This window comes from Rhodoplanes sp. P11, assembly GCF_964266735.1.
GTDB lineage: Bacteria > Pseudomonadota > Alphaproteobacteria > Rhizobiales > Xanthobacteraceae > Rhodoplanes > Rhodoplanes serenus.
Window position 1 is genome coordinate 385,181 of sequence record NZ_CAXWGY010000001.1, and the last position, 18,813, is coordinate 403,993.

At 71.4% G+C, this 18,813-nt stretch carries 16 protein-coding genes; 10 read left to right on the forward strand and 6 right to left on the reverse strand.

Annotated elements, in window-relative coordinates; genetic code table 11:
* Positions 1-148 precede the first annotated feature (148 nt).
* The 10 genes from ACFQUV_RS01820 to ACFQUV_RS01865 all read left to right on the forward strand — a co-directional run bounded on the left by ACFQUV_RS01820 (position 149) and on the right by ACFQUV_RS01865 (position 10,886).
* Positions 149-1,423: an O-antigen ligase family protein gene (locus ACFQUV_RS01820; protein WP_129609314.1), complete on the forward strand. Its 1,275-nt coding sequence runs from the start codon at positions 149-151 to the stop codon at positions 1,421-1,423.
* Between the two features lie 89 nt (positions 1,424-1,512).
* Positions 1,513-2,088 carry an NADPH-dependent FMN reductase gene (locus ACFQUV_RS01825; RefSeq protein WP_129609313.1) on the forward strand — a complete coding sequence of 192 codons (576 nt, stop codon included), beginning with the start codon at positions 1,513-1,515 and terminating at the stop codon, positions 2,086-2,088.
* A gap of 160 nt (positions 2,089-2,248) precedes the next feature.
* Positions 2,249-3,082, forward strand: a complete 834-nt coding sequence (locus ACFQUV_RS01830; RefSeq protein WP_129609312.1) for a GntR family transcriptional regulator — start codon at positions 2,249-2,251, stop codon at positions 3,080-3,082.
* A 54-nt stretch (positions 3,083-3,136) separates the two neighbouring features.
* Positions 3,137-4,123 (forward strand): tripartite tricarboxylate transporter substrate binding protein, encoded by a 987-nt coding sequence (locus ACFQUV_RS01835; RefSeq protein WP_129609311.1) that lies wholly within the window; start codon positions 3,137-3,139, stop codon positions 4,121-4,123.
* Positions 4,124-4,298: 175 nt separating this feature from the next.
* Positions 4,299-5,201 carry an oxaloacetate decarboxylase gene (locus ACFQUV_RS01840; protein ID WP_129609310.1) on the forward strand — a complete coding sequence of 301 codons (903 nt, stop codon included), beginning with the start codon at positions 4,299-4,301 and terminating at the stop codon, positions 5,199-5,201.
* Between the two features lie 13 nt (positions 5,202-5,214).
* A complete protein-coding gene (gene leuC / locus ACFQUV_RS01845; protein ID WP_129609331.1) occupies positions 5,215-6,633 on the forward strand; it encodes a 3-isopropylmalate dehydratase large subunit in 1,419 nt (472 codons plus the stop codon).
* A 3-nt stretch (positions 6,634-6,636) separates the two neighbouring features.
* On the forward strand, positions 6,637-7,254 hold the full coding sequence (gene leuD / locus ACFQUV_RS01850; RefSeq protein WP_129609309.1) for a 3-isopropylmalate dehydratase small subunit: 618 nt from the start codon (positions 6,637-6,639) through the stop codon (positions 7,252-7,254).
* Between the two features lie 108 nt (positions 7,255-7,362).
* Entirely contained in the window at positions 7,363-9,282 is a 1,920-nt protein-coding gene (locus ACFQUV_RS01855) for a hybrid sensor histidine kinase/response regulator (RefSeq protein ID WP_129609308.1), read from the forward strand.
* Positions 9,279-9,689 carry a response regulator gene (locus ACFQUV_RS01860; protein ID WP_129609307.1) on the forward strand — a complete coding sequence of 137 codons (411 nt, stop codon included), beginning with the start codon at positions 9,279-9,281 and terminating at the stop codon, positions 9,687-9,689. The genes ACFQUV_RS01855 and ACFQUV_RS01860 overlap by 4 nt, the downstream gene beginning before the upstream one ends.
* A 57-nt stretch (positions 9,690-9,746) precedes the next feature.
* The gene (locus ACFQUV_RS01865; protein WP_129609306.1) at positions 9,747-10,886 is read left to right on the forward strand and encodes an adenylate/guanylate cyclase domain-containing protein; all 1,140 of its coding nucleotides are present in this window, start codon (positions 9,747-9,749) and stop codon (positions 10,884-10,886) included.
* 89 nt (positions 10,887-10,975) lie between these two features.
* Here the strand turns inward: ACFQUV_RS01865 and ACFQUV_RS01870 are convergent, their stop codons facing one another.
* The 6 genes from ACFQUV_RS01870 to ACFQUV_RS01895 form a co-directional block, all read right to left on the reverse strand.
* A complete protein-coding gene (locus ACFQUV_RS01870) occupies positions 10,976-11,218 on the reverse strand; it encodes a hypothetical protein (protein ID WP_129609305.1) in 243 nt (80 codons plus the stop codon).
* A 145-nt stretch (positions 11,219-11,363) separates the two neighbouring features.
* A complete protein-coding gene (locus ACFQUV_RS01875; RefSeq protein WP_165363911.1) occupies positions 11,364-12,761 on the reverse strand; it encodes an ATP-binding protein in 1,398 nt (465 codons plus the stop codon).
* Entirely contained in the window at positions 12,758-13,435 is a 678-nt protein-coding gene (locus ACFQUV_RS01880) for a response regulator transcription factor (protein WP_129609304.1), read from the reverse strand. Before ACFQUV_RS01880 ends, ACFQUV_RS01875 begins: the two co-directional genes overlap by 4 nt.
* A gap of 83 nt (positions 13,436-13,518) precedes the next feature.
* On the reverse strand, positions 13,519-16,809 hold the full coding sequence (locus tag ACFQUV_RS01885; RefSeq protein ID WP_244601594.1) for an efflux RND transporter permease subunit: 3,291 nt from the start codon (positions 16,807-16,809) through the stop codon (positions 13,519-13,521).
* A 1-nt stretch (position 16,810) separates the two neighbouring features.
* Positions 16,811-17,794, reverse strand: coding sequence for an efflux RND transporter periplasmic adaptor subunit (locus tag ACFQUV_RS01890; RefSeq protein WP_129609302.1), 984 nt, complete (start codon positions 17,792-17,794; stop codon positions 16,811-16,813).
* 129 nt (positions 17,795-17,923) lie between these two features.
* Positions 17,924-18,595: a Crp/Fnr family transcriptional regulator gene (locus ACFQUV_RS01895; RefSeq protein ID WP_111384679.1), complete on the reverse strand. Its 672-nt coding sequence runs from the start codon at positions 18,593-18,595 to the stop codon at positions 17,924-17,926.
* Positions 18,596-18,813: the final 218 nt, after the last annotated feature.

Genomic DNA, 18,813 nt, shown 5'->3' on the forward strand with positions numbered 1-18,813 from the left:
CGAGCGCCTGACCAGCCCCGCGCCGCTCCGGATCGGCGAAGAACCATGACGATCGCAGTATCGAGCGACGGAGGACGACACGATTCCCACGCGCTTCCGTGAGGAGACGACGAGGAGCCGGCCGCGGATTGCCGCCGCCGGCGCCACCATGGTTCGCGCCCTCGGCCGCGCCGAGGTGGCGGCCGCCGCCTTCGTTCTGACGCTCGGCCCGCTCGTCCTCACCAACGACCTCAATGCGGCGCATGTGCTGTTCGCCTTCGTGCTGCTGCCGGTCGCGGTGCTGCACGGTGTCGCGATCGCGGCCGATCCGGTGGGCGCCACCACGCTGCGGCGGCTGCCCCGCTCGATCGTGCTGATCGCCGTCACGGCCTATCTGCTGGCGCTGACGCTCGCCTCCGCGATGCAGCCCGATGCGCCCCCGCGGCTGATCCGCCGGCTGCTCCAGTTCGATCTCGAGATCATCGCCTTCGTGGCCGCGACCGCGCTGTTGACGGCAACCAGCCGGCAATTCCTGCGGCTGGCGAGCCTTGGCCTCGCGGCCGTGGTGGCGGCGAGCGCGCTGGTCAACGTCGCGGTGTTCCTGCCGACCCTGCCGGCCGATGCCGCCGCGCTGCTCGGCTGGCGGCTCATGGCGGTGCTCGGCATGCCGGAATACGCCAACTCGACCAATATCGGCGCCACCTACGCGGTGGTCCTGGCGATCGCCGTCGCCGCCATGGCGACCCTGGCGCGCACACGCGCCGAAGTCACGGTCCTCGCAGTCGCGACAGTGATTCTCGCCGTCGCGCTCGTGCTCACCCAGGCCCGCGGACCGGCCGCCGGCGCAGTCTGCGCCCTGGCGGCACTCGCCGCCACCCAGTCGCACCGTATCCGCCTGGCCGTCGCGGCCGGCGGCCTCCTGCTCGTCGCCGTGCTGGTGGCGACGCCACTCGGCCAGGACTGGATCGAGCGGGGCATGAGCTACCGGCCGGAGGTGTGGACGACCTTCCTGGCCAAGGCGGCGGAGCGGCCGCTGCTCGGCTGGGGCGTGCACACCGATCTGACGGTGACGATCCCGTCCGGTCTGGCACTCGACCAGGCTCACAACCTGGTGCTGTCGGGCCTGGTGCGGGGCGGCGCCGGAGCGGCGGTCGCCATGGCGGTGATCCTGGTCGGCGGCCTCGCCTGGAGCATCCGGCTGGTGCGGGCCGGCGGCTCGCCGCTGCCGCTGTGCGCCATGATCACGATGACGGTGGCCGGCATGGTCGACTACAACCTGCTGATCACCCGCCCGGCCTGGCCGTGGCTCACCTTCTGGCTGCCGATCGGGCTGGCGGCCGGAGCCGAATTGGCGGTCCACGCCGATAGGCACCGGCATGACGACGAACACGACGAGCCCGAAACCGACGAAGGCGCCGTGGCAATCCGAGCATTGCAGCGGTAACGCCTTGCGGAGCGCCGTTCGGCACCCATTATCACCGGAGGGGCGGCAGCGCCGCCCTGGATCATCCGTCCTAACCGAGCGAGCCCCCCGTGACGCTACGCCTGCATACCATCATCGCCAGCACTCGCCCCGGCCGCGTCGGCCCCGCCGTCGCCCGCTGGTTCCACGACATCGCCGCCGCCCATCCGGGCTTCGACGCCCATCTGGTCGACCTCGCCGACTTCGCCCTGCCGGTCTACGACGAGCCGCATCATCCGCGCACCCGCAACTACCAGCACGACCACACCCGGCGGTGGAGCGAGAGCGTCGCCGCCGCCGACGCCTACGTGATGGTGACACCCGAGTACAATTTCGGGCCGACGCCGGCTCTCGTGAACGCGCTGAACTACGTCTACGACGAGTGGAGCTACAAGCCGCTCGCCTTCGTCAGCTATGGCGGCGTCTCCGGCGGTCTGCGCGCCGTGCAGATGACCAAGCAGATCGCCACCACCCTCAAGCTGGTGCCGATCGTCGAGGCCGTGGTGGTGCCGTTCGTAGCCAAGCAGGTGAAGGACGGCGTCTTCTCCCCGAACGACGTGCAGGCGGGCGCCGCCCGCGAGGTGCTGACCGAGCTGCACCGCTGGGCCACGGCGCTGAAGCCGATGCGCAGCGGCACCGGCGCCTGACGGCACCCTCCGGCCTCCTGGTGATCATTCCGGGTTCGCGGCGTCGTCGCGCCCCGGAACGACACCGAGCCGAACACCCGGGACAGATCATCCGCCGCGAAGGGCGACCGGACCAACTGGTTCCATTGACCGGACCAGCGCCCGTTCCTAGGCTGCGTCCATGTCGACGCAGCTATCCCGCCCTGCCGACTCCTCTCCGCCGCCCGTCGCGCGGCCGCGGAGTGCGTCGGGGCCACCGCTGCACCACTATCACAACATCCATCTGGTGCTGCGACAGCGCATTCTCGACGGCCACTATCCGCGCGGCGCGCTGCTGAGCGGCGAGCGCGATCTCGCCGCCGAGTTCGGCGTCGCCCGCGTCACCGTGCGCTCGGCGCTCGCAGCCCTGCAACGCGACGGCCTGATCCGGCGCGAGCAGGGCCGCGGCACCATCGTGGTCGGCGTGCCGCCGGTGGCGGGCCGGGGCGATCCGGTCGACGCCTTCGACGTGCTGTTCGAAAGCATCCTGTCGCTCGGCCTGCGCAGCCGGGCGCGGGTGCTGGAGTTCGGCACCGTGGCGGCACCGCCCGGGGTGGCGGCGGCGCTGCGGCTCGATCCGGAGGCGCCGGTGCTGCGCATCGTACGCCAGCGCACCCTCGACGACCGGCCGATCTCCTACACCATCGCGTTTCTGACGCCGGCGCTCGGTCGCGGCCTGAGCCCGGACGATCTCGCGGCGCGGCCGCTGCTGAGCTGGCTCCAGGCCGCGGGCGTGCGGGTGGAGCGCGCCGACGAGACGCTGACCGCCTGCGCGGCCGAGCCCGCCGTCGCGGCCGAGCTCGATGTTCCACTCGGTGCGCCGCTGCTGGAAGCCCGGCGCACGCTCTACGACGATGCCGACATGCCGGTGATGCACTTCGTCGGCCGCTACCGCCCCGAACGTTATCAGTACCGATTGCAGCTCTCGCGCGAGCCGCGATCGGCCCGTGTCGAGGTGATCTCCGAGCGCGGCTGACGGCGCAGCCCGTCCCTTCCCCTCCTCCTTCCCCTGCAACGAGCGGAGTCGTCGATGACGTCGTTTCCCGTCCTCCGTCTGGCCACGGCGACGCTGCTCGCCGCGTCCGTTCTCGCCCTCGCGCTGCCGGCCGCCCACGCCCAGAGCCCGTCGGGCGCCCCGATCAGGCTGATCGTCGGCGCCTCGCCGGGCGGCAGCACCGACACCCTCGCCCGCAGCATCTCGGACGAGCTGTCGAAAGCCGTGGGCCAGCCGGTCATCGTCGAGAACAAGCCGGGTGCCGGCGGCAAGCTCGCCGCCATGGAGGTGGCGCGGGCGACGCCGGACGGCAACACCCTGCTGGTCAGCTTCACCAGCCACACCATCAACGCCGCGCTCTACAGCAAGCTGCAATACGATCCGCTGGCCGACTTCACGCCCATCACACTGCTCGCCCGGGTGTCGAGCGTGCTGGTGGCGCGGCCCGATCTGCCGGCCAAGGATCTCGGCGAGCTGGTCGCCCGCGCCAAGGCCGACGGCAAGGATCTGTCGTTCGCCATCGGCGGCACCGGCTCGTCCCTGCACATGGACACCTACGAGTTTCTCACCGCCACCGGCCTGAAGGGAACCCAGATTCCCTTCAAGGGCACGGCGCCGGCGATGACCGACGTGATGGCCGGCCATGTCGACCTGATGTTCGCGCCGGTCGGCGTCAGCCGGCCGCTGATCCAGGCCGGCAAGCTGCGCGCCCTAGCGGTGACCGGGACGAAGCGCATCCCGGCGCTCGCCCAGGTGCCGCCGATCAGCGAGGCGGTGCCGGCCTACAACACCAATCACGGCTGGTTCGGGGTGCTGGGGCCGGCCAAGATGTCGCCCGAGCGGACCGCCCGCATCCATGCCGGCATCGTCAAGGCGCTCGCCGACCCGAAGCTGCGCGAGCGGCTGGAGGACGACGGCAGCACGCCGGACGGCAGCGGCACCGCCGCCTTCGCGGCTTTCCTGCAAGCCGACCTCAACTACTGGGTGGCGAAGGCGAAGGTCTTCGGCATCCAGCCCGAGTGACACGAGATCCGGCTGATCAATTCGGTGGTCATTCCGGAAGCCGCGAAGCGGCTGTCCGGAATCCAGCCGAGAGCTCCGAGTTCGCCGCTGGATTCCGGGTTCGCGGCTTTGCCGCGCCCCGGAACGACGGCGAACTGATCACCCGAAAAACAGTATGACACGAGGACGAACCGCCATGCGCAAGACCACCCGGCTCAAGGAGCTGATCTTCGCCCCCGAGATCCTGGTGATGCCCGGCGCCTTCGATCCGCTGTCGGCGCGGCTGGTGCAGGAGGCGGGATTCCCCGCCATCCAGTGCTCGGGCTTCGCCATGTCGGCGACCTATCTGGGCCTGCCCGACTACAGCTTCCTGTCGTTCTCCGACATGCTGGACGTCACCCGCCGCATCGTCGACGCCGTCGAGCTGCCGGTGATGGCGGACGGCGACACCGGCTTCGGCAACGCCGTCAATGCCTGGTACACGGTACGTGCCTTCGAGCGGATCGGCGCTGCCGGCATCAATATCGAGGACCAGGTGATGCCGAAGCGCTGCGGCCATCTGGACGGCAAGACCATCGTGCCGCTCGACGAGGCGGTGGCGAAGATCCGCGCCTGCGCCGAGGCCCGCACCGATCCCGACTTCGTCATCAACGCCCGCACCGACGCCCTGGCAGTCGCCGGCATCGACGAGGTGATCCGCCGCTGTAACGCCTATCTCGACGCTGGTGCCACCATGGTGTTCATCGACGGCATGACCTCGCGGGCGCTGACCGAGCAGGCGGTGCGCGCCATCCGCGGCCCGGTCGCCATCAATCTGGTCGAAGGCGGCCGCTCGCCGGCCGACTTCGACTTCGCCGCCATGCAGGCGATCGGCGTCGCCCGCGTCAGCCTGCCGCTCACCACCATCCTGGGCGCCATCCACGGCATGCGGCAGGCCCTCGCCGCCGTGCGGACGCATGGCGGGATCGCCGGCAATGCCGGCCTGGTGGCACCGTTCGCCGATCTGAAGCATCTGGCCGGCTTCGACGAGGTGTTCGCGCTGGAGCAGCGGCATCTCGCCGGGCTGCGCCGGGACGAGGTCCCGGCCGGAGCGCGGTGACACGACCATGACGATGACGCCACACGGCCGCACGGTCATCGACCGCATCTGGGACGCCCATGTGGTGACCGAGCTCGGCGGCGAGCGCACCCTCCTGCATATCGACCGCATCTTGCTGCACGAGCGCACCGGCCCGGCACTCCTCGCCGGGCTGGCGGCGGCCGGCCGCGAGCCCGCCCATCCCGAGCTGGTGTTCGGGATGATGGACCACACCGTCGACACCCGGCCGACCCGCAGCGAGGACCCGCGGGCGCCGAGCGGCAGCGTCTTCATCGACAGCTTCCGCCAGCGCACCGCGGCGGCGGGCATCCGGGTGTTCGACCTCGGCGACCCGCGCCAGGGCATCGTCCATGTGGTGTCGCCCGAGCAGGGCATCGTGCTGCCGGGCAGCACCGTGGTCTGCCCCGACAGCCACACCTGCACGCTCGGCGGCATCGGGGCGCTGGCCTGGGGCATCGGCTCGACCGAGGGCGAGCACGCGGTGGCGACCCAGACGCTGGTGCGGCCGTGGCCGCGCCGCATGCAGGTCCGCTTCGACGGCCGGCTGTCCGCCGGGGTCAGCGCCAAGGACCTGGTGCTGGCGCTGATCGCCCGCTTCGGGGTCAATGGCGGCCAGGGCTGCGCCATCGAGTTCGCCGGCGAGGCGGTGCAGGCGATGCCGGTCGAGGCGCGGCTGACCCTGTGCAACATGGCGGTCGAGTTCGGCGCCTGGACCGGGCTCGTCGCGCCCGACGACACCACCATCGAATGGATCGCCGGGCGGCCGTTCGCTCCCGGCGGGACCCTGTGGGACCGGGCGGTGGCGCATTGGCGCAGCCTCGTCTCCGATCCCGATGCCGACTGGTGCGAGATGCTGAGCCTCGATGCCGGAGCGCTCGCCCCGCAGGTCACCTGGGGCACCAATCCCGGCCAGACGGTGGCGATCGACCAGCCGGTGCCCGACCCGGCCGCCGCGCCCGACGGCCAGCGCCGCGCCGCCATGGAGCGCGCCCTCGCCTACATGGATCTGCGCCCTGGCACGCCGCTCGCCGGCACGCCGATCGAGGCGGCCTTCATCGGCTCCTGCACCAACAGCCGCCTGCCCGACCTGCGCGAAGCCGCCGCCGTGCTGCGCGGCCGGCGGGTCGCCGAGGGCGTGCGGGCAATCGTCGTCCCAGGCTCGACGGCGGTGCGCGCCGCCGCCGAGGCCGAGGGGCTCGACCATGTCTTCACGGCGGCCGGCTTCGAGTGGCGCAAGAGCGGCTGCTCGCTGTGCTTCTTCAGCGGGGCGGACGACTTCGGCGGCGCCCGCCGGGTGATCAGCACTACCAACCGCAACTTCGAGGGCCGCCAGGGGCCGGGCGTACGCACCCATCTGGCCAGCCCCGCCACGGTCGCCGCCTCGGCGGTCGCCGGCCGCATCGCCGACGTGCGACACACGCCGAGGAGCTGAGCCATGGAGCCGCTGAACCGGATCGAGGGGATCGCCGCCCCGCTCATGCGCCCCGACATCGACACCGACATCATCATCCCGTCGCGCGAGATCACCTCGCCGGATCGTACCGGCTTCGGCGACAAGCTGTTCGCGCCCTGGCGCTATCTCGATGGGACGCGGCGCGAGAACCCGGATTTCGTGCTCAACCGCGCGCCGTTCCGGCATGCCCGCATCCTGATCGCCGGCGACAATTTCGGCTGCGGCTCGTCGCGCGAGATGGCGGTGTGGGCGCTCCACCAGTTCGGCATCCGCTGTATCGTGGCGCCCTCCTTCGGGGCGATCTTCCGCACCAACTGCATCCGCAACGCGCTCCTGCCGGTGGAGTTGCCGGAGGCCGACGTGCAGGCGCTGGCGGCGGCCGCCGAGGCGGCCCCCCTCCACCTCGTGGTGGACCTGGAGCGCTGCGAGATCACCGGCCTCGCCCACCGCCGGCTGCGCTTCGAGATGGATGCGGGCGAGCGTGACTGCCTCATCGCCGGGCTCGACGCCATCGACCTCACCTGGCGGCATCGTGCCGCCATCGAGGCGTTCCAGGCGCGGGACCGCCAGGCCCGGCCGTGGATCTGGGAGCCACGCTGAGACCCGCCGCCCCGGCCCGTTCCGCTCCGCCCGGTGTGCGCGCGGCCGACTGCCGCTATACTCCCTCCCTGGTGAGGCGACCGATATCCGGCAACCAGGGACGTCAGCATGAGGACGCGCCGGCGCGGCGGCCTGTTCGGCAAGTATGTCGGCACCTTCGTCGGCTTCGCGGTGTTCGTGCTGGCGGTCAACGGCGCGCTCGAGCTGGCGTTCACCTATCGCGAGACCACCGCCGCGGTGATCAAGCTGGAGAGCGAGAAGGCCGAGGCGGCGGCCGCCCGCATCGCCGGTGAGATCGCCGAGATCGAGCGCCAGATCGCCTGGACGACGCGGGCGAGCGCCAGCCCGGAGCAGCGCCGCAGCGACTACATGCTGCTCTTGCAGCAGGTGCCGGCGATCGACGAGCTGATGCAGATCGACGGCCGCGGCAAGGCGCTGCTGCGCGTCTCCCGTTTCGCCGTCGAGGCGACCGGCGACGCCGATTACGCCCGTGACCCGCGCTTCGTCGAGGCGATCGCGCGCCGCCTGTGGGTCGGGCCGGTCGGCTTCCGCAACGAGGTCGACCCGTCTTTCACGATCGCAATGGCCCATTCGGGCCAGCAGGCCGGCGTCACCGTCGCCGAGATCGACCTGCGGTTCCTGCGCGACCTGGTGGCGCCCTTCGCGGTCGGTGAGCAGGGCTACGCCTATGTGCTGGACCGCCGGGGACGGCTGCTCGCCGCTTCCGATCAGCTCAGGACGCCGCGCGGCAGCGAGCTCGGCGGGCTGCCGCAGGTGGAGACCGCCGCCGCCGAGATGGCCGACCGGCCGGCCACCGATCGCAGCGCCGTCGCGGCCTTCGGGCGCGATCTCGCCGGCCGCTCGGTGCTCGCCGCCGCGATGCCGATCCCGCGCACCGACTGGCTGGTGCTGGTCGAGCAGCCGCTGTCCGAGGCGTTCAAGCCGTTCTACGTGCTGATCCTGCGCATCGGCGGCCTGATCCTGCTGTGCATCGCGGTCGCCGTGCTGGCCGGCGTGCTGCTCGCTCGCCGCATGGTGGTGCCGATCCGGGCGCTCGCGGCCGGCGCCGAGGAGATCGGGGCCGGCGCCTTCGACCATCGCATCACGGTGAAGACCGGCGACGAGATCGAGGCGCTCGCCGGCTCCTTCAATCGCATGGCCGAGCAGCTCGACCGCTCCTACACAAGCCTGGAGCAGACCGTGGAGGAGCGCACCCGCGACCTCGCCCGCTCGATGCGGGCGCTGGAGGAGCGCGGCCGCGAGCTGTCGATCGCCAACGAGCACAAGTCGCAGTTCTTCGCCAATATGAGCCACGAGCTGCGCACGCCGCTCAACGCCGTGCTCGGCTACGCCGAGCTGCTCGCCGACGGGCTCTACGGCGAGCTGCCGCCCAAGGCCGTCGAGGTGCTGGAGCGCGTGCAGGCGAACGGCCGCCATCTGCTCGGCCTCATCAACGACGTGCTGGACCTGTCGAAGATCGAGGCCGGCCAGCTCGTGCTCGCCTGCGACACCTACGCGCTGCGCGCAGTGATCGAGCAGGTGGTGGCGTCGACCGAGTCGCTGGCGCGGGCCAAGGGCCTTGCGCTGACGGCGGAGATTGCCGACGATCTGCCGCTCGGGCACGGCGACGAGCGGCGCTTGACGCAGGTGTTCCTCAACATCGTCGGCAACGCCATCAAGTTCACCGAGCAGGGTGCGGTCGTGATCCGCGCCGGCGCCGTCGACGGAACCTTCGTGGTCACCGTGCAGGACACCGGCCCCGGCATCGCGCCGGAGGATCGCGCCCGCGTCTTCGAGGAGTTCCATCAGGTGGACAACTCGACCACCCGGCAGAAGGGCGGCACCGGCCTCGGCCTCGCCATCGCGCGGCGGCTGGTCGCCCTGCACGGCGGCGACATCCGGCTGTCGTCCGAGCTGGGCGCCGGCTCGATCTTCACGGTGGTGCTGCCGGTGCACGCGGCCGCGCCGGCGACAGCCGGCTCCGGTCAGGAGGCGGACGCCGCCGCCCATGCCGGAGCGACGCCATGACGGCCCGCATCCTGGTGATCGAGGACACCGAGGACAATCGCCGCATCCTGCGCGATCTCCTCACCCATGCGGGGTTCACGCTGATCGAGGCCGGCGACGGCGAGCGCGGCGTCGCGCTGGCGCTGGCCGAGACGCCCGACCTGATCCTGATGGACATGCAGCTCCCGGTGATCGACGGCTACGAGGCGGCCCGGCGCATCCGCGCTGTGCCGGCCCTCGCCCGCACCCCGATCGTGGCGGTGACGTCCTACGCGCTCTCCGGCGACGAGGCGAAGGCGCGCGCCGCCGGCTGCGACGCCTATGTGGCCAAGCCGTTCAGCCCGCGCCAGCTTCTCGCCAAGGTGCGCGAGCTGCTGGGCCAGACGCCGGAACCAGATCACGAGAGACGCCGACATGCGACGCCCTGACCCGGCCGCGGTGATCCCTCACCCCGCATGCAGGGCGAGGTGAAGACCGGGACCGACATGCACGATCCACCAAAGATCCTCGCCGTCGACGACGCGCCGGAGAATCTGGAGATCCTGCGCACCCGCCTCGCGGCGCGCGGCTACGCGGTCGTCACCGCGGCCGACGGCGCCGAGGGGCTGGCGCGCGCCCGCGCCGAGATGCCAGACCTCGTGCTGCTCGACGTGATGATGCCGAAGCTCGACGGCCTCGCGGTGCTGGCCGAGCTGAAGGCGGACGCGGCGTTGCGCTTCGTGCCGGTGATCCTGGTCACCGCCAAGGCCGATAGCCGCGACGTGGTGGCCGGGCTGGACGCGGGCGCCGACGACTATCTCACCAAGCCGTTCGATCAGGCCGCCCTCGTGGCGCGGGTGCGCTCGCTGCTGCGCATCAAGGCGCTTCACGATCTGGCGCAGGAGCAGGCGGCGCGGCTCGCCGAGCAGGCCGAGGCGTTGGCCGCCGCCAACCGCTCGCTGGAGGAGCGCGTCGCCGCCCAGGTGGCCGAGATCGAGCGCATCGGCCGGCTGCGCCGTTTCCTGCCGCCGCAGATCGCCGCGCTGGTGTCGCAGCGGGATGGCGGCGCGTTGCTCGACAGCCATCGGCGTGAGATCACCGTGGTATGCTGCGACCTGCGCGGCTTCACGGCGCTGACCGAGACCTCGGAGCCCGAGGACGTGATGGCGGTGCTGGGCGAGTATCACCGGGCGGTGGGCGAGCTGATCTTCCGCCGTGACGGCACGCTGGAGCGGTTCGCCGGCGACGGCGTCATGGTGATCTTCAACGATCCGCTGCCCTGCCCCGACCATGCCGAGCGCGGCGTTCGCCTGGCGCTGGAGATGCGCGACGCCATGAGCCGGCTCGGCGACGCCTGGCGCAAGCGTGGCCACGAGATCGGCTTCGGGGCTGCGGTGGCGCTCGGCTACGCCACGCTGGGCGAGATCGGCTTCGAGGGGCGGCGCGAGTACACCGCGATCGGCAGCGTGGTCAGCCTGGCCCACCGGCTGTGCGCCGCCGCACGCCCGGGCCAGGTGCTGATCAGCCAGCGAGCCCACGCCGCCGTCGAGGCGGGCTGCGTGGCGACGCCGATCGATCCGCTGGAGCTCAAGGGCTTCCAGCGGCCGGTGCCGGCTTTCGACGTGACGGGATGGCGGACGCCGTGACGACGGCGCCGCCGGGAGGAGGCGGCGCCGTCGCCGGGCCGAGCGACGTCAGGGGGCGTGCGGCGTCGGACAGAAGATCGGCAAGCCGGTCAGGCGGTGCGGGCCTGGCGCTCGAGCGTGGTCTGCTCGGCCCGGCCGAGGCCGTTGCGCAGCGAGCCGTCGATCACCAGGATCACGGCGATCCAGGACGTGACGAAGTTGGCGAAGAAGAACCCCAGGAACACCACCAGGCCGGCCGCTTCCGAGAACTCCCGCTCGACATAGAGGCCGACCAGGGCCGCGGCGACGCCGCCGATGGCGACGAACAGGGTGTAGAGCACGAGCGCTTTCATCGGGGAGTCTCCGCGGAGGTTGCGGACGGGGGACGGCCGAGCGAGGCGGCCGGCGTGCCGTTCGGAGGGCATGGCCCATGCGGCGGAGCCGCCGACCACGATCGAAAGTCTAGCGCGATGGGCTGACTCTCGCCTTACGGCGGGCTTACGCGAAGCTGACGGCGGCCTCGCCGCCGGCCGGCATCGTCCGTCCGGCGAGGCGGAAGCGCAGCGTGAAGCAGGCGCCGCCGCTCGGGCGATTGCCGACCGCCACGCTGCCGCCGCACAGATCCATGATGCGCTTGACGATCGACAGGCCGAGGCCGGCGCCGCCGACGCGCTTGCGGTCGCGCCGCCAGAAGCGGCGGAACAGGAGATCGCGATCCGCCTCGTCGATGCCCGGTCCCTCGTCGGCGATGTGCAGGGTGCCGTCGGGCTCCACCGTCACCTCCACCACGGTTCCGGGCGGCGTGTGACGGATGGCGTTCTCGACGAGATTGCGCAGCGCCCGGGCGATCACCTCGCCGCGGCCGGACACCCAGACCGGCCGCTCGGTGCCGGCGAGCGCGATGCTGCGATCTTGGGCGATCGCCAGCGGCACCAGGAAGGAGATCACCTCCTCGGCGACCGCCCGCAGATCCGCCCGCTCGCCCGCCTCGGGCGACATGTTCTCGACCTCGGCCATCTCCAGGAGCTGGGTGACGACCCGCGTCATGCTTTCGAGATCACGGCGCAGCGGCTCGGCCACCGCGGCATCGGCGAGCGTGTCGAGGCGGGTGCGCAGGATGGTGATGGGGGTGCGCAGCTCGTGCGCCGCATCCGCGGTGAACTCGCGCTGGACGCGAAAGCCCTGCTCCAGCCGGTCGAGCGCCTCGTTGACGGCGACCACCAGCGGAGCGATCTCGCTCGGCACGTCGTCGAGCGACAGGCGCACGTCGGTGCGGCGCGGGCCGATCTCGCGGGCGCGCTGCGACGCCGCCCGCACCGGGCGGAACATCCGGCGCACCACATGGGTCTCGATCACCAGGAGCAGCAGCAGGATGGGCAGCGCCACCCAGGCCACCCGCGGGATGAAGTTGGAGACGATGTCGTCGATCAGCACGTCGCGGTGCGACAGGTTCTCGGCCACCTCGATCCACACGGTGCGGCCGTCCTGGGTCTTCGGCACGCGGGTGCCCGAGATGGTGCTGTAGGCGCGCTGCACCTGGAGGAAGGCCGGCTCCGGCTCGCGCGGCGCATCCGGAAAGATCGGCTGGCCGGCGTTGTGGGAGCCGAACAGCACCGTGCCGGAGACGTCGACGATGGCGTAGACGTAGCGGTCGTAGGCGTCCGAGTAGAGATCCTGCAACGCCTCCGGCAGATCGAGCTGCCAGCGGTCGTTCTCGCCGAGCCACAGATGCTCGGCGATCCGGTCGGCCTGCTCACGCATCGAGGCGCGGTGCAGGCTGGCCGTCTCGGCCACCAGCATGAAATAGAGCGACAGCGGCACCAGGACCGCGATGGTGCCAACCGCCACCGTGTGCATCCACAGGATGCGGCTGACGATCGAGCGCGGCCGTGTCACGCCTTCGCCTCGGCGATCATGTAGCCGACGCCGCGCACGGTGTGGATGGTGACGTGGGCGTTGCGCTCGGCGAGCTGCCGGCGCAGCCGATGGACATACACCTCGACGGCATTGGAGGAGAGATCCCCGGAGGCGCCGAAGAGCTGGTCCTCGACCAGCTTCTTGGGCACCACGCGGCCCTTGCGCCGCAGCAGGATCTCCAGCACGGCCAGCTCGCGCGCCGAGAGGATGTGCGGCTCGTCGTCGATGAACGCCTGCCGCCCGGTGGTGTCGAGGCTCAGATTGGCGAGGCGGAGCACCAGCCCGTGCATGGCGCGCGGCCGCCGCGACAGCGCCTCGATGCGGGCGACCAGCTCCTCGAAGGCGAAGGGCTTGACCAGATAGTCGTCGGCGCCGCTGCGCAGGCCCTCGACGCGATCGTCGACACCGGCCCGCGCGGTGAGCACCAGGATGGCGGTGGGGTCCTGCCGGGCCCGCATCTCGCGCACGATGGCGAGCCCGTCGGCATCCGGCAGGCCGAGGTCGAGCACCACCGCGTCGTAGGTCTCCACCGCCAGGATGTGCCGCGCCTCGGCCGCCGTGGCGGCGTGGTCGGCGGCGTGGCCGGCCTTGCCGAGCCCGCCCACCACCAGCCGCGCCAGCTCCTCGTTGTCCTCGACGATCAGAACCCGCATGCGCTCGCCTGCCTTGAGGTCGCCGCCCGCGGCCCCGTCGTCGCAGACATACCATACTCCGCGGCCGGCGGGAGACGGCCGACCTACCGGCTCCAGCCGAACAGGCCGCGGCTCGGCGCCCGCTTGGGCTCCGGCTTGTCGGGCGGTGCAGCGGCGGCCGGCGCCGCCTCGCGGCCGCGGTCCGCGGTGCGCTCGGCCACCCGCTCCGGAACCCGCTCGGGCGCCCGTTCGGCGGTCCGCTCCGGGGCCCGCTCGGGCGTCCTCTCCGGTGCCCCATGGCCGCCGCCGGGCGGCGGCTCGCCCGGCCCGTCGTGGCCGGCATGGCTGCCGTGCCCGGTGACCAGGCCGCCGAACAGCCGGCCGAAGCCGCGACCGACATCGTCCATGACCGTGAACACCGCCGGCACGAACAGCAGCGACAACAGCGTCGAGACGATCAGGCCGCCGATCACCGCGGTCGCCATCGGCGAGCGGAACTCGCCGCCCGCCCCCAGCGCCAGCGCGGCCGGCACCATGCCGGCCACCATGGCGATGGTGGTCATGATGATCGGCCGCGCCCGCTTCTGCCCGGCGTCGATGATGGCGGCGTTGCGGTCCATGCCGCGCGCCATCGACTCGATGGCGAAGTCGACCAGCATGATGGCGTTCTTGGTGACGATGCCCATCAGCATCAGGAGGCCGATCGACACCGGCAGGTCGAGCTGGTTGCCGGTGATGAGCAGCGCGATCACGGCGCCGCCGATCGACAGCGGCAGCGAGAACAGGATGGTGATCGGTTGCAGGAAGCTGTGGAACAGCAGCACCAGCACCGCATAGACCGTCACCATGCCCTTGGCCATCACGGGCGGGAAGCCCTCCAGCAGCTCCTTCTTGGCCTCGGAGTCGGCCGATGGTTGCAGCCGCACCCCCTTGGGCAGATGCGAGATGACCGGCAGCGCGTCGATCTCCTTCTCGGCCTGGCTCTGCGGCGTGTGGCCGACGAGATCGGCCTCGATGCGCACCTGGCGCTCGCGGTCGTGGCGGGAGATCACCGCCGGTCCCTGGGCGAGCTGGATGTCGGCGATGGCGAGCAGCGGCACGGTGGTGCCGCGCAGCGTCGGCACCCGGAGCTGCTCCAGCACCTGGCGGTCGGCCCGCCCGGTGTCCTCGATCATCACCCGGATCGGCACCAGCCGATCGCCGACGTTGAACTTGGCGAGGCGCGGCCCGACATCCCCGATGGTGGCGACCCGGATGGTGGCGGCGAGCGTCTCGGTGTTGACGTTGAGGCGCGTCGCCAGCGCCTTGCGCGGCACGATGCGCAGCTCCGGCCGATCGAGGGCGGCGGTCGACACCACGTTGGAGATCGACGACAGCCGCCGCATCTGATTGGCGAGCTCGGCCGCCACATTGGCGACAGTGTTGCCGTCCTGGCCGGTGACGATGCGCGAGATGACCCGCTGGCCGTTCTCGTCGAGGAACCAGAAGCGCACGTCGGGCACCTCGGCGAGATCGCGAGCGATGTCGCGCTCGAGCTGCGCCTGGGCGACCTTGCGCTCCTTCTTGGGCACGTAGTTGATGATCAGCGCCGCGGTGTTGACCTCGGTGACCTTGGGCGGGATGCGGCCGCCGTCGACGAACACGCTGCGCACCTCGGGCCGCTTGCGGATGATGTCGACCATGCGGCCGGTCACCGCCTCGGTCTCGGCGAGCGGGGTGCCCGGCGGCAGCTCGGCGGCGAGCAGCGAGCGCGCCACGTCCTGCTGCGGCAGGAAGCCGGAGGGCAGCAGGGTCAGCCCCCAGATCGAGGCGGCGAACACCCCGAGCCCCACCAGCACGGTGAGATAGCGCGAGCCGACCGAGACTTCGAGCACCCGGGTGTAGGCCCGCATGATGGCGCCCGGCGGCTTCTCCACATGAGCCTTCGGCTTGAGGAAGTAGGCGGCGAGCACCGGGGTGACCAGCCGCGCCACCAGCAGCGAGAACAGCACCTGCACCGACACGGTGACGCCGAACTGCTTGAAGAACTGCCCGGCGATGCCGGGCATGAAGCTCGCCGGCAGGAACATCGCCACGATGGCGAGGCTGATGGCGATGACGGCCAGCCCGATCTCGTCGGCCGCCTCGATCGACGCCTCGTAGGGCGACTTGCCCATCTGGATGTGGCGCTCGATGTTCTCGATCTCGACGATGGCGTCGTCGACCAGAATGCCGGTCGACAGCGTGATGGCGAGCAGCGTGACGAGGTTGAGCGAGAAGCCCAGCATGTCCATCACCCAGAAGGCCGGGAAGACGGACAGCGGCAGCGCGATCGCCGCGATGGTGGTGGCCCGCCAATCGCGCAGGAACAGGAACACCACCACGATGGTCAGCAGCGCGCCTTCCAGCAGCGTCTGCATGGCGTTGTCGTAGTTGGCGCGGGTGAAGTCGACCGAGGAGTCGATCAGCCGGACGTCGACGTCGGGATGCTCGCCCTTGATGCGGGCGATCTCGCGCTCGACCGCCTCGGAGACGCGCACGTCGCTCGCCCCCTTGGCCCGGTAGACCGCGAAGGCGACCACCGGGTCGCCGTTGAGGCGCGCGAAGGTGCGCGGCTCCACCACCGTGTCGGTGACGACACCGAGGTCGTCGAGCCGCACCTCGCCGCCGGCCAGCAGGCTGAAGGTGGTGCCGGCCAGCGCCGACAGGGTGGGGGCGCCCGCAATGGTGCGGATCGACTGGTCGCGGCCACCGATCTCGGCGCGGCCGCCGGCGACGTCGACATTGTTCTTGAGGAGCTGCTCGCTGATGCCGGCGGCGGTGAGACCCACCGCCTGGAGCCGGTCGGGATCGAGCGACACCAGGATCTCGCGGTCGGCGCCGCCGATGCGCTCGAACTTGGCGACCCCGCGCAGGCCCTGGAGGTTGCGCTTGACCACGTCGTCGACGAACCACGAGAGCTGCTCGGGGGTGCGGCCCGGCGCGATCGCCGCGTAGGTCATGATCGGGAACGGGATCACCTCCTGGCGCTGCACCAGCGGCTCGGTGATGCCGCTCGGCAGGCTCGATCGCACCCGGGTGACGGCGTCCTTGACGTCGTTGAGCGCCCGGTCGGGATCGGCGTCGAGCAGGAACGTGATGGTGGTGACGGACAGGCCGTCGCTGATGCTGGAATCGATGTGGTTGACGCCGACGATCGCCGCCACGGCGTCCTCGATCGTCTTGGTGACCTGCGCCTCCAGCTCGGCCGGCGAGGCGCCGAACTGGGCGACGGCGACCGAGACGATCGGCACGTCGACGCTGGGCAGGCGGGTGATCGGCAGCTTGGTGAAGCTGAACCAGCCGAGCAGCACGATGATGATCGAGAAGACGACCGAGGGCAGCGGCTTGCGGATCGACCAGGCCGAGATGTTCACGTCAGCGCTCCTCGAGCTGTCCGGTGGCTTCGTCGCGCACCATCGGGCGAACCTTCTCGCCGTGGCGCAGCGAGCCGCCCGCATTGGCGATCACCACCTCGCCTTCCTGCACGCCCTCACGGATCTCGGCACCGCTGTCGGAGACGAGGCCGACCTGCACCTTGCGGGTCTCGACGGTGCGGTCGCGCACCACCTGCACGGTGGCGCCTTCGGTGCGGAACTGCACAGCGGCGCGCGGCACCGCGACGCCGCAACTGCGCGCCGCATCGATGGTGGCGCGCGCGAAGGTGCCGGCCCGCAGCGACGGCTCGTTCTCGATCGACACCCGCACCTGGCCGAGCTGGCTGACCGGGTTGATCTCCACCGGCACCAGGCGGACGCGGCCGGGAATGTCGCGGCCCTCCTCCAGCTCGACGCGGGCGGTCTGGCCGGGTTGCAGCTTGGGCAGATAGATGCTCGGCACCTCGGCCATCAGCTCGATCTCGCCGTCCACCGCGATGCGGAACAAGGGATCGGCGGCGCGGGCGGAGGCGGGCGCGCCGAGCGTCGCGCTGGCCTTGACCACGAGCCCGTTGACCGGCGCCCGCACCGTCACGGCGGTGCCGTCGCTGCGGGTCAGCCGGGCGAGCGACTGGCCGGCGCTGACGCGGTCACCCTCGCGGGCCAGCACCTGGGCGACCTTGAAGCCGGTGTCGACCTCGGGGAACACCATCGCCTCGGAGCGCGCCAGCAGCAGGCCGTTGACGCGGACCGCGCTGCTGAAGCAGGCCGTCTCGGCCTTGGTGACGATCACCGGAACGCCGGTCGAGGCCGAGGCGGGCGGGGCCTTGTCGGCGGCGCGCGCGGCCGGCGCCCAAACGAGCGCCACCGTGGTGAGCGCCACCGTGGCGAGCGCCGCCGTGGCGAGCGCGACCAGACGCGCGACCGCGAGCCGGCCACGCGATCCCGTCGCCGCGGCCTGCCTCGTGCTTGCAGGAGGTGTCATGCGGATGTCCCGTTCCGTCACGATGTCGGACGCCGCGAGGAGGCGCGGCGGTCAGGATGAACCGTTCAGATCGGTCGAATGATACGAAGGCAATTCGAAACAGAAATGGCGAGACAATTTCGCCTGACGTTACGCCTTCCGGGTTTGTCCGGCAAGGCGCTCCAGATCGACCTGGATGCGGCCGCGGCCGAGCCGGACGATGCCGCTCGCCCGCCACTCCTGAAGCTGCCGGTTGACGCTCTCGCGGGTGACGCCGACGAGGCCGGCCAGCTCGTCCTGGGTGATCTGGAGATCGGACCCGAAGTCGGCCGCGAGCGCCTCCAGCCGGCGGGCGAGCCGCACCGGCAGCGGCTGGAACATCATCTCCTCGGTGCGCTCGTTGGTGGAGCGCAGCCGGGCGCACAGAAGCTCGATGATGCGGATCGCCAGCCGGCCCTCGCGCTCCAGCATGGCCATGAACTCGGCGCGCGGCAGCACGAACAGCTCGCAGTCCTCCTGAGCGACGGCGTCGGCGGTGCGCGGACGCCCGTCGAGCACCGCGATCTCGCCGAACAGGTCGCCGGCGCCGAACACCTCGATGGTCATCCGCTCGCCGGTCGCGGTGCCGGTCTCGATGCGGATCTGGCCGCGTCGCACGCCGTACAGCGCATCACCCGGATCGCCCTTCACGAACAGGGTGCGGCCGGCCGGCAGCCGGCGGATCTGGCAGAGCCGGGCGATCGCCGCGATGGCGTCCGGATCGAGCCCGGAGAACAACGGATTGAGGCCCAGGAGGGTGGCGAATTCGAGCGGCTTGCCCATCGGTGTCGCTGGCTCCCCTCCCGCCGGTGATGACCGTTTCGCCCGATGGTCGGGTCGCCCGGTTGGCAGATCGCCCGGTGCGTCTCGCCGACCCGGCGGCCGCTTGGTGACGGCGCGGCGGCGCCACCATGACCAAACAGCGGCGTCCGTCCGGAGTCCGCCGAAGTGCGTGAATATGGTGTTTCATCCGGAGCATAGACCGAATATGTAGAGCCGCA